The 13,876-nt window shown below is 33.5% G+C and carries 14 protein-coding genes; 10 read left to right on the forward strand and 4 right to left on the reverse strand.

Features of this window, described 5'->3' with window-relative positions; genetic code table 11:
• Nucleotides 1–20 precede the first annotated feature (20 nt).
• Entirely contained in the window at nt 21–434 is a 414-nt protein-coding gene (locus Q0893_RS11750; RefSeq protein WP_298902308.1) for a BT0820 family HAD-type phosphatase, read from the forward strand.
• Here the strand turns inward: Q0893_RS11750 and Q0893_RS11755 are convergent.
• Nucleotides 423–1,709 (reverse strand): acetyl-CoA hydrolase/transferase C-terminal domain-containing protein, encoded by a 1,287-nt coding sequence (locus tag Q0893_RS11755; RefSeq protein ID WP_299275779.1) that lies wholly within the window; start codon nt 1,707–1,709, stop codon nt 423–425. The genes Q0893_RS11750 and Q0893_RS11755 overlap by 12 nt on opposite strands.
• A 126-nt stretch (nt 1,710–1,835) precedes the next feature.
• Between Q0893_RS11755 and map the strand changes: the two genes are divergently transcribed.
• The 3 genes from map to Q0893_RS11770 are packed head-to-tail and all read left to right on the forward strand — an operon-like array spanning nt 1,836 to nt 3,735.
• Complete coding sequence (map, locus tag Q0893_RS11760; RefSeq protein WP_298902305.1) at nt 1,836–2,654, forward strand: type I methionyl aminopeptidase; 819 nt, start codon at nt 1,836–1,838, stop codon at nt 2,652–2,654.
• The gene (locus tag Q0893_RS11765; protein WP_298902304.1) at nt 2,654–2,971 is read left to right on the forward strand and encodes a cupin domain-containing protein; all 318 of its coding nucleotides are present in this window, start codon (nt 2,654–2,656) and stop codon (nt 2,969–2,971) included. The genes map and Q0893_RS11765 overlap by 1 nt, the downstream gene beginning before the upstream one ends.
• Nucleotides 2,971–3,735 carry a class I SAM-dependent methyltransferase gene (locus Q0893_RS11770; RefSeq protein ID WP_298902303.1) on the forward strand — a complete coding sequence of 255 codons (765 nt, stop codon included), beginning with the start codon at nt 2,971–2,973 and terminating at the stop codon, nt 3,733–3,735. The genes Q0893_RS11765 and Q0893_RS11770 overlap by 1 nt, the downstream gene beginning before the upstream one ends.
• A 99-nt stretch (nt 3,736–3,834) precedes the next feature.
• On the opposite strand, the gene Q0893_RS11775 is transcribed toward Q0893_RS11770, so the two are convergent.
• Nucleotides 3,835–4,842 (reverse strand): FAD:protein FMN transferase, encoded by a 1,008-nt coding sequence (locus tag Q0893_RS11775; protein WP_298902302.1) that lies wholly within the window; start codon nt 4,840–4,842, stop codon nt 3,835–3,837.
• Nucleotides 4,843–5,220: a Na(+)-translocating NADH-quinone reductase subunit F gene (locus Q0893_RS11780; protein ID WP_298902300.1), complete on the reverse strand. Its 378-nt coding sequence runs from the start codon at nt 5,218–5,220 to the stop codon at nt 4,843–4,845.
• Between the two features lie 82 nt (nt 5,221–5,302).
• On the opposite strand from Q0893_RS11780, the gene Q0893_RS11785 reads away from it, so the two are divergent.
• The 6 genes from Q0893_RS11785 (at nt 5,303) to Q0893_RS11810 (ending at nt 12,846) form a co-directional block, all read left to right on the forward strand.
• Nucleotides 5,303–6,073: a hypothetical protein gene (locus tag Q0893_RS11785; protein WP_299275786.1), complete on the forward strand. Its 771-nt coding sequence runs from the start codon at nt 5,303–5,305 to the stop codon at nt 6,071–6,073.
• Between the two features lie 101 nt (nt 6,074–6,174).
• Nucleotides 6,175–7,323 (forward strand): hypothetical protein, encoded by a 1,149-nt coding sequence (locus tag Q0893_RS11790; RefSeq protein ID WP_298902298.1) that lies wholly within the window; start codon nt 6,175–6,177, stop codon nt 7,321–7,323.
• A gap of 104 nt (nt 7,324–7,427) precedes the next feature.
• Entirely contained in the window at nt 7,428–8,141 is a 714-nt protein-coding gene (locus Q0893_RS11795; protein ID WP_299275790.1) for a hypothetical protein, read from the forward strand.
• Nucleotides 8,142–8,285: 144 nt separating this feature from the next.
• The gene (locus tag Q0893_RS11800) at nt 8,286–8,867 is read left to right on the forward strand and encodes a sigma-70 family RNA polymerase sigma factor (protein ID WP_298902295.1); all 582 of its coding nucleotides are present in this window, start codon (nt 8,286–8,288) and stop codon (nt 8,865–8,867) included.
• The gene (locus tag Q0893_RS11805) at nt 8,867–9,601 is read left to right on the forward strand and encodes a tetratricopeptide repeat protein (protein ID WP_298902294.1); all 735 of its coding nucleotides are present in this window, start codon (nt 8,867–8,869) and stop codon (nt 9,599–9,601) included. Before Q0893_RS11800 ends, Q0893_RS11805 begins: the two co-directional genes overlap by 1 nt.
• A gap of 23 nt (nt 9,602–9,624) precedes the next feature.
• Nucleotides 9,625–12,846: a CHAT domain-containing protein gene (locus Q0893_RS11810; protein WP_299275795.1), complete on the forward strand. Its 3,222-nt coding sequence runs from the start codon at nt 9,625–9,627 to the stop codon at nt 12,844–12,846.
• Between the two features lie 108 nt (nt 12,847–12,954).
• On the opposite strand, the gene Q0893_RS11815 is transcribed toward Q0893_RS11810, so the two are convergent.
• Nucleotides 12,955–13,824 (reverse strand): DUF4846 domain-containing protein, encoded by an 870-nt coding sequence (locus Q0893_RS11815; RefSeq protein WP_298902291.1) that lies wholly within the window; start codon nt 13,822–13,824, stop codon nt 12,955–12,957.
• Between the last annotated feature and the right edge of the window lie 52 nt (nt 13,825–13,876).

Raw genomic sequence — 13,876 nt, forward strand, 5'->3', positions numbered from 1 at the left:
AACTGTACAAAAATTAGCAGATGAATTTCCAAGATAAACTAGTTATTGCCATTGATTTTGATGGTACTATCGTTGAAGATGCTTATCCAAAAGTAGGCAAAGCTCGTATTTTTGCATTTGAAACCATGAAGCGACTTCAAGCCGATGGACACCGCCTTATACTTTGGACCTATAGAAGTGGCTCAAAACTTAATGATGCCGTTGCATTTTGTAAAGAAAACGGTATTACATTCTATGCTGTAAATCAGAGTTTTCCTGAAGAAAAATATGACAATTCCGTAAGCCGAAAAATTTATGCCGATATTTACATTGATGACAGAAATATTGGTGGCATTTTAGGTTGGGGAGAAGTATACCAACTTATCACCAATGAAGAACCCAATATGAAAGCTGCTAAGCAAAGAAAAGGGCTTTTTTCATTTTTAAAACGCTAACTGCTTATCTCTAGTTAATTCAAAATAGGTTTTATCGATTTGCTCTCTATGACTAGGATGTGCAATATTTACAAGTGATTTTACACGCTCTTTAATCGTTTTTCCATATAAATTGGCAACACCATATTCTGTAACTACATAATGTACGTGTGACCTCGTTGTAACAACTCCTGCTCCCGCTTTTAATGATGGTACTATTCTACTAATTCCATTTTTTGTCATCGATGGCAATGCAATGATTGCTTTTCCTCCTTCACTCAACGAAGCACCTCTTATAAAATCCATTTGACCTCCTACTCCAGAATACATACTTGGTCCAATTGAATCTGCACATACTTGACCAGTAACGTCTACTTCAATTGCAGAGTTAATAGCAACCATTTTAGGGTTTTGCTTAATTATGGATACATCATTCGTGTAGTTGGAAGCTCGCATTTCTACAAAAGGATTGTCATCAACATAATCATACAATCGTTTAGATCCCATCAAAAATGTGGTAAGCGCCCTTCCTCTATTTATTTCTTTATAATTACCATTTATGACGTCGTTTAAAATTAAATCAATAACACCATCCGAGAACATTTCAGTATGCAACCCTAAATCTTTATGGTTATTTAAACGAGATAATACAGCATTAGGGATACTACCTATTCCCATTTGTAACGTACTTCTATCTTCAATTAAGTTGGCAACATAACTCCCTATTTTATTCTCAATTTCCGAAGGTTCCGCCATATGATGAATTGGCAATGGTTCATTAGACTCCACAAAATAATCCACTTCTGATACATGGATAATTCCTGCGCCATGTGTTCTTGGCATTTGATTATTCACTTGAGCAATTACGACAGAAGCACTATCTATTGCAGCCAATGTAGCCTCTACAGAAACGCCAAGAGAACAATAACCATGTCTATCTGGAATTGATACATGAATTAACGCCACATCTAAATCGATGCTATTTCTTTTAAATAACAAGGGTAACTCACTAAGAAATACAGGTGTATATGATCCATTTCCTGCCTTTAAAGTATGCCTCACATTTTTTCCGATGAAAAAGGAGTTCACATGAAAACTTTTCCTAAGTTCTGGGTTTGCATAAGGCGCCGCCCCTTCTGTATGTAGTTGGCAAATTTCTACGTTTTCTAGTTCCTCATGCCTCGCTGTCATGGCTTTTATAAGGGTTTGTGGAGCAGCAGCCGCTGCTTGAATATAGACTCTGTCGTTTGAATTAATGGCTTTCAAAGCCTCTTCTGCTGTTACCGATTTGTACATGACTTTTACCTTTTATTTGACTACAAAATTAGCGTAGATTTTCAGCTTAAAACCTGTCAAATATCATATTTCAGTAAAAAAGAATTTCATTTTAATTTTAAGTATCTTTGCCCATATTTTTTAGACATGATTATAGTTAAAACAAAAGAGGAAATTGAATTAATGCGCCAAAGCGCATTAGTAGTTTCAAAAACGTTAGGAATGCTAGCTAAAGAAGTTAAAGCTGGCGTCACTACAATGGAATTAGATAAACTCGCGGAAGATTTTATTAGAGAACAAGGTGCTGTTCCTGGTTTCTTAGGTTTGTATGATTGTCCTTCAACATTACTATGTAGTGTCAATGAAGCCGTTGTTCATGGTTTACCAACTAATATTCCTTTAAAGGAAGGTGATATTGTTTCTATAGATTGTGGTGCTTTAATGAATGGTTTTTATGGTGATCATGCTTATACTTTTGAAATTGGAGAGGTGACACCAGAAACAAAAAAACTCGTACAAGTCACCAAAGAATCTCTTTATATTGGTATAGAACAACTAAAAGTGGGCAACCGAGTTGGAGATGTTGGCTACGCAATACAACAATATTGTGAGTCTCATGGTTATGGTGTTGTTCGAGAATTAGTAGGTCATGGAATTGGCCGTAAGATGCACGAAGACCCAGAAATGCCTAATTATGGACGAAGAGGTCGCGGTAAGAAATTTATTGAAGGTATGGTTGTAGCTATAGAACCAATGATTAATGGTGGAACACATAGAGTTAAACAACTAAAAGATGGTTGGACCATTGTTACTCTAGATGGTAAACCTAGCGTTCATTTTGAGCACGATATTGCTATTGTTGATGGAAAACCAGAAATATTGTCAACATTCGCCTATGTTCATGAAGCACTAGGAATTACATCTGATGAAGAAGATCGATTTAGAAAAGAAGCACTTGTATTATAATGGCTATTGAAATTGCAAATATTCCTCAAAAAGAGATTATTAAAGGCTTTAAAGCCCAGTTTGTTCATAGTGAGCATACCACAACCGCTTTTTGGGAGGTAGAAATTGGAGCAGAACTTCCATTGCACGCGCATGTTCACGAACAAATTTCGATGGTAACTGAAGGGCAATTTCAAATGACAATTGATGGTATTACTAAGATATATTCGCCAGGAATGATCGTTGTTATTCCTTCCAATGTAGAACACTCCGGAAAAGCATTAACCGCTTGTAAAATTACAGATGTGTTTTCTCCTGTAAGAGCGGATTATAAGTAATGAAGAAACTCTTTAAAATAATTTTAAATACAATACCAAGGCCTATTCTTATTAGGTTGAGCTATGTAGTGCGCCCTTTATTGGCTTTCTTTTTAAGAGGAGATACTTTTATAGATCCTATAGACGGAAAAGGATTTAGAAGTTTTTTACCATACGGTTATGGCGATCAACGCAATAATGTTCTATCACCTTCAACCTTAAGTTTAGAACGTCACAGATTATTATGGTTATACTTAAAAGAGGATACGTCATTTTTCACTGCTGAAAAAAAAGTACTTCATTTTGCCCCAGAACAATGTTTCTTAAAACGGTTTAAAAGATTGGCTAATCTCGATTACACTACGACCGACTTAGAATCTCCAATTGCCGATGTAAAAGCAGATATCTGCGATTTACCATTTGAAGATAATAGCTATGACGTTATATTATGCAATCATGTATTAGAACATATTCCTGATGACACCAAAGCTATGCAAGAACTGTATCGTGTTATGAAACCTGGAGGTTATGGCATATTTCAGATTCCACAAGATTTATCGAGAGCAAACACCTTTGAAGATAATAGTATAACCGATAAAAAAGAACGTGCTAAAATCTTTGGTCAATATGATCATGTTCGTGTCTATGGTCGCGATTATTTTGATAAACTTCGAGATATTGGCTTCACAGTTGAGGAGGTTGATTATACCGCTAATCTCTCACAAGAATTAATTGAAAAATATTGTTTAGCTCAGGGTGAGATTATTCCTGTTGTGTACAAATAAAAAAAGCTGAACTAAAAATAATTTTTAGAACAACTTTTTTAGATATTGATTAATAGCACTATTAAGACACTACATATTTATCAAAGTCACATGCTGTTTTTATTCAGGAAATGAATTCAAATTCAATGTTTCGAGTTCTTGTTTTTCGTTTTCGAAAATAATAAACACTTTAAATTCTGGGTGCGATGCTAAAAACGTTTTGACCTTTTCAATTCCCATAGCCTGAAATGCAGTAGCATAGGCATCGGCAATCATGCAATTTTTAGTAATTACTGATACACTTAAAATATTTGTTTTTGTTGGATAGCCCGTTTTAGTATTGATGATATGCGCATATCTATTTCCATTGTCATCAATTTTAAATTTTCTATACGTCCCAGAGGTGGCCATAGCTTCATCTTTTAAACTTATAGCTTTGTAAACAGATTGTCCACCATCAAACCTTGGTTCATCTAGGCCTACACGCCAGGGTGTGTTTTTTTCCAAATTTTTTCCTCTAGCACGTATTTCGCCTCCAATTTCTACTAAATAATTGGTTATCATCTTATGCTCAAGAAATTCACCAATAACGTCTACACCATAACCTTTGGCAATAGCATTGAATTCTAAATAGGCGCCTTTAGGTTTTTCTATTTTTAGAGTACCATCTCCTAAATAAATTGGACGAATTTTATCTAATCCTACAAATTGCATTAAACTATCAATAGTCTTACTATCTGTTAAAAATTTATTTTTATCGGCTCCAAAACTCCAAGCGTTAACAACATTCCCAATGGTTGGATCAAAGGTGCCTTCTGTAGCTTTAAAAATGTCTTGAGACATTACCAGTACCTTTGCAAAATGATCGTCCAAAACAATAGTTTCATTTCTGTTTAATTTAGAAATATCAGAATCTGGTATATAAGTAGACATGGATTGGTTAACAACATTAAACAAACTATCAAATTGTTTACTGTAGTCCTTTTCAGAATTATATATGACATTGTAAGTGGTTCCAAAAACAGGCCCAGATAATGTCATATTTTGAATAGCTTCACTTTGTGTTTTTGTTTCCTTTTTACATGAAAAGAAGGCACAAAGAATAAGTACCAATGTTAACTGTTTCATTTAATTTAAATTTGGTTCTATGACCTGAATGCCGTTATATTCTATTAAATAATCTTCATTAAGATGTACTGGTAAATCTTCACCATTAGGGTTTCCTAGACCAACACCAGCATACAATACTTTGGCGTCTTTTTCAAAAGCATGCTTTTTAAAAGTTTCCATCCAAACAACATCATAATTATTAGGGTTTTCTGGAAGTTTCACCGCTCTTACAATCACAAAAAAGTATTGACTTTTTTTATCAATACAAACAAATTGTGGATGCCGTTTCAATTTACTATTAATAGCTACAAATTCAAATCCACGCTGTTCTAAATCTTTTCCAACATGGTTCATAGCTAGATTATGAAGTTCTTGTTCTGTTAAGGCTTTACTCATGACACAAAGATACGATAAATGCTTTTTTTGATGACATTAAATAACAATTACGATACTTAGATATAATATAAAATCTTTTACAATGAAATTATTAAAATACATCAAATTAGTTATCGTCATTTTTACATTGTTTTCTTGCAGCAGTGGAGACGACAACAACCCAAATGAAAATATAGCGGGTAGAATCTCAAGTTGCGACAATGCTATTGGGTATACAGGTTTGTACTGGGATTTCGCAAATGCCAAACCAACTGGTTTAACACAAGTTCCGTTAATACAAAATCCTGGTCAGCAATTTGTTCACAGTCAAATACCACTTCTAGGATTTACAATACCTCAAGGTTTTACAGCCTTTGAAGTTACAGATCCGCAAACTCAAACTTTAGGTGTTAATGTATTTAGAGATGACAATGCCGTTTTATTCCGTTGGGTACCAACAAGTACTATATTTAACCAAGCGGTACCTTCTCAAAGTGTTATTGCCAACGAAATAAATACAATGTTTAACTTCTACGGTTTTAACGGAACACCAGATGTGCTCTGTTCTGAATTTAAGCAACAGGTCATATCAACAATTCCAATGGAGTTTAATGCACGATTACTTCGTTTTAATGGGAGAATTGCCCAAGTTTGGGTTATTACCACTTATGCTGCTGGAAACACTTATGTTACAATATCTGTAACCACAGCTCCCGAAACAGAATATGACACACAAGTAGCCAATACTTTTCTGCCAATAAACTTTCAGTTGTACGTTAATGAAAGTGGAGGCATCGTAGACAATGATATGGATGGATTTGATATTCTTCGTGATCCAGACGACAACGACCCAACTGTACCAGGAAACAATTAACGGTTTGAATTAGTCTCTGAAAAGTCTTCAATATGATATTGAAGGCTTTTTTTATGATGACATTTTAAAACCACTACGATGTTTAATAAAACAACAATACGATGATAACAGCAAAACATCCTTTCTTAAGTATTATGATAAGTACAATTCTAGTCTCTTGTACCTTTTCTAACTCAGGAAATAGCCAAACGAACAGCACTAACCTTTCTGCTAAAAGAAACAACAATGAACTTCATCAAAATAATTTAAAGTATAACAATGTATACGACAAAAACAACGGTTTAGTTATCTGTAGAACACCATTACCAAAAGATTGGAATTATGATTCTCGAGAAAATGCAGAATTCACCATAACTGGAGATCATAACATTAAAGTATCCAAAACAGAAACGCACAATTATGCTTATGCCAGTGATAATTTTTCACTACAATCACTAAGCCAAATGCAATCTCAAGATTTACAAATTGCGCCTGTAGAGTCTCTCCGTCAGATTTTACAAAACTATGTTATTCCTTCTGCACAATCTCAAGGGTATTCACTTATTAAACAATATGATCTCCCAAGTGTTCTAAAGTTTTGGCATCAATTTGAATCAGGAATGTTAAATACAGGAAGTAAAAGACAGTATAATGTTCTGGGAACTGACTGGAAAGACGCTAATGGAAACAGATCCTTTATAGTATTTGTTCAATCTATCATTTACAAAGACAGTTTTGTGTATTGGACCTTTCAATCTACAGAACTTGAAGCGCCTTCAACTCATTTTGAAAAAGCTAAAAACGCCTATATCTATGGCCTAGCAAATACTCAAATTAACATGCAATGGCAACAGGCTAAAAACACAGAACTATTAAACACTATCAGGCGAAACAATGCCTTCTGGGAAAATGCAACTAGGCAAAGTAAAATAGCTCATAACCAACGTATGGCAGCGATAAATGCTAGAGGAAACAGCACAAGATCTATTGGAGACACCTATAGCGACATTCTAGATATTAGTCATGCCGGTTATCTTAAAAGAAACGATATGAATAATGCTGGCCAGTCAAAAACAATAAATATGATTGGAGAACGATCTACAATTTCTAATATGGCCACAGGTGAACGCTATAACGTAAATGCCGGAAGTAAATATTATTGGGTAAATACTAATGGCGAATATTTTGGTACTGACAATTCTTTTTATGATCCAAGAATAGATAAACGCATTAATCATGAGCAATGGTCTCAATTTGAAATCGAAAACTAATTGAACAAATGTGCAATACCATAAAATTTTTAACATCCTTTGATGACATTATTTGAGGTTTTCGATGTAATAGAAACAAGTTCTTAATTAAAATCAAACTTATTATGAAACAGTATATTTACATATTAGCATTAGCCCTTATTTTTTCAAGCTGCTCGTCTGATGACACTAGTGACCCTAGCAACTCAAATCCAAGTAACTTTTCAGCAAATACAACAGATTTGAGGTTTGATGGAGCCACGATAGAATGGACAGATGCTATAGACCCCGATGGAGACAATGTTACTTATGCCATTATTCTAGAAGGGCAGGAAATAGCTTCTGGAGGCACAACTTTAGTTTATAGTTTTTCCGGACTGGAGCCAGAAACAAATTACGAAGGTTATGTTGAAGCCAGAGATGGTAATGGAGGAACATCTCGAGCAGATTTCTTTTTTACCACAGAGCCTGAGGTAATAATAATGAACGTCGAAATAGAATATAGAAGCTGGACTGGAGCAGGAGGATATGGCATAGTTGCCTATTTTGAAGTGCCAGCGGTGGATAATGCCGTAAGTTATTTTTTAGAGATTTTGGATTATACGCCAGATGTTATCCCTTCTAATGTGGGACGAACTTATTCATGGACACCAGACGACAACTTACCGCAAGGCAATAACGTTGGTTCTGGAGCTAGTCATCTCGTTGAGTATACTCCAGGTATTTATCATGCCAATACGAGTACATCGAGTGGTCCATTATCTGGATTTTCTGATGTAGAAAATTATTATGCATCTATAGTCGCTAATGCACAGCTAACCATTACAGTGGGAGAATGAAACTAGAAAATCTTAAAACACCTTAATTGTTCACTGAAGTTTTTTAAATGGATAAAGATATTTATCCATTTAAAAAACTATTCAAACGACTACTGTTTGTTAGAAAATGAAATAATTGTATCTTTCTAATGTTTAGCTATTAACATGAGGAGAGTTTACGAAACTGACTATAAACTACAATTAATTAGAGATATTAAGGACAATGATGCCGTTGCCTTAAAAAGCATCTACGCCGCTAATTATTTTAAGGTAGAGGCACTTGTACTTAAAAACAATGGGACTAAAGAACATGCTAAAGACATTTATCAAGAAGCCTTTCTAGCGGTATGGCAAAACATAAAACAAGACAAATTCACACCAAAGAATGAATCTTCTGTACATGGTTATCTATACACAATAGCAAAGAATAAATGGATGGATTTTTTAAGATCAAAAGAGTACAAAAAAACAATGGTTTCAGATCAAATAAACAATTTTAACGCTCCTGAACTTGATGTCGATACAGACACTAACAAACTGAAAGAGCAACAATTAACAAATGTCATGCAAGCATTTAAAACACTTGGGGAGCCCTGTAAGTCGCTTTTGCGTCAGTTTTATTTTGATAAAAAATCTATGAAAGACATTGCACAACACCTACAATTAGACGCAGCATCAACCCGAAATAAAAAATACAGATGCATGCAACAACTAAGAGCATTAGCATTAAAAACTAATACCCAATAATGAACCCAAACACCAACATATCGCAAGAGTTATTAGAATCTGTTGAACGTTATTTCAACGGAAACATGACTGCAGATGAACTTAGTGCTTTTGAAGGCAAACTTAAAAGCGATATAGATTTTCAAACGCAAGTTGAAGATATTAGAACATTACTTTTTGGAATAGAATCACAATCACTAAAAGAACAACTAGACGATTTCCACAATGAAATCCCTAATACTTCTGCTAAAAAAGCCCAATCTAAAGTACGATTTTTACATTTCGGAAAAATTGCAGCAGCAGCAATTGTTGTTATTGCTATAGCTAATTTTTGGTTTTTCAATCAAAGTCCCAATGAAAAATTATATGCTAACTTTTTTTCTCCAGATCCTGGTTTAGCAACAACCATGAGTTCAAATTCTAATTTTGAGTTTTACGATGCCATGGTAAATTATAAACAAGGTGATTATAAAGCGGCTATTTCAAAATGGACGACAATTCACCAGAGCAAACCAAAAAATGATACACTAAATTATTTTTTAGGTGTAGCGTATATGGCTAATAAAAATGAATCTAAAGCCATCACATATCTTGAAAAAGCTATTGAAGAACCAACCAGTAACTTTAAAAGCGAGGCCTACTATTATTTAGGCTTAGCATATTTGAAAGAAGGGCATATTGAAAAAGCCAAATCTAGTCTTGAAAACTCTAATAACAACAATAGTAAAGCCCTCTTATCTGCTTTAAATAACTAAGCAACTTTTAAAATTGATGTTTTATGAAACAATGGCGTAATTGTTTAAAAATGACCATTTTATTTGGAGCATTCTTGAGTGTTTTTAGTAGTTACTCTCAAAGTACCATATGGGATGGTGCGCAAACTATCGATTCTTTAATTTCGGTCAAAGCATTTAAAAAAGCTGATACACTCCTCCTTACTAATATTAACGATTTAAGGCATAAAAAATCCTATTTAGAACTAACCAAGCGGATCTACTATTTTGGTAAAATAGCGTTGAACTTAAATCCTAAAGACGTGGCTATTAAAAAAGTCAATGACTTTGCTAATAGTATTACAGATGCCACAGACTCTCTCGCAGTTTCGCGCCAAAAACACTTGGTTCTTGCTAGGTTCTATGTGTTCCTTCGTGATTATCAAAACGCAGCAAATCAGAACTTACTGGCTCTTGAAGAGACAAAAAAAATGCCAGATGCCACAGGTGATCTATTTGGTTTAATACATCATAATTTAAGCATAGATAACAGAAGACAAGGAAATATCAAAAAAGCAACATGGCATAGTCGTAAATCTTTAGATTATTATTTGTCGTATCCTAAATCTGACAAATCTAAAGTACTAGATGCGTACAATTCTTTAGGTGCCAGAATGTGGGATGTCTTTAAAATTGACAGCGCTTTGTTTTATTTTAAAAAAGGAGAAAAAATCATAGATGAACTGGAGCCTACAGCTATGAATAAATTTTACCATAGAGCTAAATCGCAATCAAACATTAGCTCTGTTAGTTCACTTCTAGGAAATTCTATTGAAGCCATGCTTTACAATGAAAAAGCCATTAAAAATTATTCTAACTTTATTAAATCTGATGCAGACGGTAAAGATTTCTTCAAAGAAGAGGCGCGATTATTTTTATTTTTAACGATTGAAAATTATGCAGACGATTTCAGCAAGCAAGCAAACTATACCAAAGCAAGAGATCTTATTCAATATGTCTATGACCAAAAGCTAAAATTTCTGTCTCCAGACGACTCTGAAATTGCATATTCTGCGTTGCAATTGGGTAATATATATTTAAAACTAAAACAGCATAAACTTGCCGAAGAATTATTTAATAAAGGATTAGAAATCTATACGAAAAGTGAGCAAAAAAATTACTTAGGAATTGCTGATGCCTATTACTATAAAGGTGTTATTAACGAGTATTATAACAAGGTCGATTTAGCTAAAACATATTACGAAAAAAGCAAAACCTATTACGAAACTATTTTTGGTGAGAATTATGATAAATTTTATCTGGATGCCATGGTCAATTATTCAAATTTCTATTCCAATAATGGTTATGCAGAAAAGGCCATAGAAATGGCTACCAATGCTTATGATTACGTTGTGAAAAATCAAGGACAAACAACAGCTTTAGAAAGTTCACAGTTATTAAATTTAGCTTCCATTCATTTTAACTCTAAAAACTATAACAAGGCATTTAATTATATAAACAAAACACTAAAACTTCTCAATACTTCGAGTAACGAACAAATTAATGAGTTCAGCATTGAAAAGCCTAAAGCGCTCTTACTGAAATCAAAAATAGAAGTCGAGTTACATAATTCGAAAGACTCTTTGTTTTTAAAAGATCAATATGTAAATATAAAAAAGGCTATTTCAATTTTAGAAAAACAAAAAACGGTAATAACCGAAGACCAAAATTTATCCATTATTCTTTATAATAATGATGAAATTTTTGAATTTTCAAAGCAACTTGCATTAAGACTATACAATCAAACTAAAAACCCTATTTACCTCAAAGAACTGCTTAGTTTGCACGAGTCTAAACTTTATAATAAAATTAGACAGCAACTTAATGTAAAACAGTCTTTTACCACAAAAGATATTCCTGAATCTGTTTTAGCAAAAGAACAACAGTTAAAAGCAGATCTTAATTCAATTTTAAAAAATCAAAATAACATTGAGTTCTTTATTGAAACCAATAAGACATGGCAAAACTTTCTTGAAACACTTCAAAAAGATTATCCAAAATACTACAACCTAAAATACGCATCTGTTGCAAAGTCTCTAGACTATTTTGACACACATTTTCCTGAGAATTCATCAATAATTAGATATGTATTTATCGATAAAAACCTCTATGCTTTCGTGATTGAAAAAAAGAAAATAGAAGTGCATAATATCGATGTTACTGCATTAAATAAACTTTTATTTGATCATAAAAACAATCAGCCAATCCTAGAAAACAACTTAGAGACCAACCACAATCTTTATAAGGTTTTATGGAAACCTTTCGAAAATACTATCACTAATAAAGACATCATTATTATTCCAGACAGAGATCTTTTTAATTTGAGTTTTGATGTACTTACACCTAAGCATGTCGCAAATTTTAAAGCGTTGCATACCGAAAGTTTATTAAGCAAATACAACCTGTCTTATAATTACAGTCTACTCTTAATCAACAAAAATAAAACTCCAAGTTTTTTCGAAAATAACTTTGTTGCCTTTACGCCAGAGTTTAATGATCAAATGAAGACTAAATATAAAACGGCTATTACCGACTCTGTGTTTCTAGACAAAACATACCTAACACTTTTACCTCAACCTTTTGCCGTAGATTTAGCAGAAGAATATTCTAAATTATTTGATGGTACCTCCTTTCTTAATGAAGACGCATCAAAGCAAATATTTACCGAGCAAGCGAAAGAGCATAAGATAATACACATTGGCACGCATGCCGAATCTAATAACGTTTCGCCAGAATTGTCTCGCCTCATTTTTGCTAAAAGTGCTGCGAAAGAAGACAATTCACTCTATACTTACGAAATTTACAATCAAAACTTATCCTCAAATCTCGCTATTTTAACCGCATGCGAAACTGGAAAGCCAACGTATCAATCTGGTGAAGGTATGATATCATTGGCCCATGCGTTTAATTATGCTGGTAGTGAAAGTATATTAACAAGTCTTTGGAAAATAGATGAAAAATCCAGTTCTGAAATATTAAAACTATTCTACAACAATTTAGCTAATGGTTTAAAAAAAGATGAGGCACTTAGACGCGCTAAATTAGATTATATCGCATCTGCAGAGGGAAGAACAGCAGCACCTGAGTATTGGGCTGGGTTAATTTTAATAGGAGACTCCAACCCAATCGAGATACAAACGTCATCCAATATTATATTTTGGTTAACTATTGCATTTGTGTTTTTAATTCTAATGATAGTTGTTGCAAAGAAAAAAAGCGTTTTCTAAATATAGAAAACGCCTTATATATAATAAACTCCTTTAAATTTTCCCCAAAACAAATAACATTCGAGTTTATACCTTCTCATCGGAGTTTTATTTAAATGTGAGCATTTCTCACTTAAACCTAACAAATTTTGAACTACTAAAAGTGTAATTAGAAACCGGTATAACCGCATCTTTTTCAAGTTGATACCAAGGCGACAGTGTAGCGTCTTCTAAATTTTTTACCAAATGAACACTTTGCGCAGGTGTATTACCTTGAAACAGTAAAAAACGTTTTTCTCCTTTTTCATTAATAACCTCATCACATATCATCACAATATGTCCTGGCGTTCCTCCTTTAATAAGCATATCTCCTATTTTAAGTTGACTTACATCTTCAATTTCTGAGAGTTCGTTAAATAACGATAAGGTTCCTGAGTAGGTGTAGATTAAATTCAAATACTTGTAAAAATTGGCTTCTGTATCATTAGGACTTGCTGTTTTACTAAAGGTCACCTTACTTCCGTTAATTTTTGGACGATACCCTTCGGCATATTTTTTCCATGAGCAATAATGTCCAGAAGTGAAATTAAAGCCTATCTCATCTTTTCTATTATTTTTCCATAGATATTCACTCCTAATTCTAATAAGCGCATCGGCACACTGCTGAAGTCCATTTTGAGGCACAGGTATTTCTAAAATACCCACATGACCACCTTGCCAAAAATAAGCAGTATCATCATAATTTATAATCTTACTCCCAAATGGTTTTAACTTATAATGTCTAAGATATTCTTCAAAACTCCCTTTTGCATAAGCCACACGTTTATAGCCTTCAGGACAATTAACACGCGATTTGATAGTTAAACTATCCTTATTTATTAGACTAGGTGTTTCTAAACTTGCCTTTACTGTATGCACTACTCTTTTTACCGGTTTTAACTGAAACGCTAAAAGAATAAGACATATAATAATACCAATAGTGAGTAATAGTTTTTTCATAGTATAATTAACGTTAATACATTAAGCTTTGTTATTCAACAGATAAAAAACT

Source organism: uncultured Psychroserpens sp., from assembly GCF_947494225.1.
Taxonomy (GTDB): Bacteria; Bacteroidota; Bacteroidia; order Flavobacteriales; family Flavobacteriaceae; genus Psychroserpens.

What these genes read in the sequence shown, in the direction of transcription:
- Q0893_RS11775 (WP_298902302.1), bottom strand. Translation starts at nt 4,842, where the DNA reads ATGAAACAGTTAACATTGGTACTTATTCTTTGTGCCTTCTTTTCATGT.
- Q0893_RS11815 (WP_298902291.1), bottom strand. Translation starts at nt 13,824, where the DNA reads ATGAAAAAACTATTACTCACTATTGGTATTATTATATGTCTTATTCTT.
- Q0893_RS11770 (WP_298902303.1), top strand. Translation starts at nt 2,971, where the DNA reads ATGAAGAAACTCTTTAAAATAATTTTAAATACAATACCAAGGCCTATT.
- Q0893_RS11795 (WP_299275790.1), top strand. Translation starts at nt 7,428, where the DNA reads ATGAAACAGTATATTTACATATTAGCATTAGCCCTTATTTTTTCAAGC.
- map (WP_298902305.1), top strand. Translation starts at nt 1,836, where the DNA reads ATGATTATAGTTAAAACAAAAGAGGAAATTGAATTAATGCGCCAAAGC.
- Q0893_RS11755 (WP_299275779.1), bottom strand. Translation starts at nt 1,709, where the DNA reads ATGTACAAATCGGTAACAGCAGAAGAGGCTTTGAAAGCCATTAATTCA.
- Q0893_RS11790 (WP_298902298.1), top strand. Translation starts at nt 6,175, where the DNA reads ATGATAACAGCAAAACATCCTTTCTTAAGTATTATGATAAGTACAATT.
- Q0893_RS11765 (WP_298902304.1), top strand. Translation starts at nt 2,654, where the DNA reads ATGGCTATTGAAATTGCAAATATTCCTCAAAAAGAGATTATTAAAGGC.
- Q0893_RS11785 (WP_299275786.1), top strand. Translation starts at nt 5,303, where the DNA reads ATGAAATTATTAAAATACATCAAATTAGTTATCGTCATTTTTACATTG.
- Q0893_RS11750 (WP_298902308.1), top strand. Translation starts at nt 21, where the DNA reads ATGAATTTCCAAGATAAACTAGTTATTGCCATTGATTTTGATGGTACT.
- Q0893_RS11805 (WP_298902294.1), top strand. Translation starts at nt 8,867, where the DNA reads ATGAACCCAAACACCAACATATCGCAAGAGTTATTAGAATCTGTTGAA.
- Q0893_RS11810 (WP_299275795.1), top strand. Translation starts at nt 9,625, where the DNA reads ATGAAACAATGGCGTAATTGTTTAAAAATGACCATTTTATTTGGAGCA.
- Q0893_RS11800 (WP_298902295.1), top strand. Translation starts at nt 8,286, where the DNA reads ATGAGGAGAGTTTACGAAACTGACTATAAACTACAATTAATTAGAGAT.
- Q0893_RS11780 (WP_298902300.1), bottom strand. Translation starts at nt 5,220, where the DNA reads ATGAGTAAAGCCTTAACAGAACAAGAACTTCATAATCTAGCTATGAAC.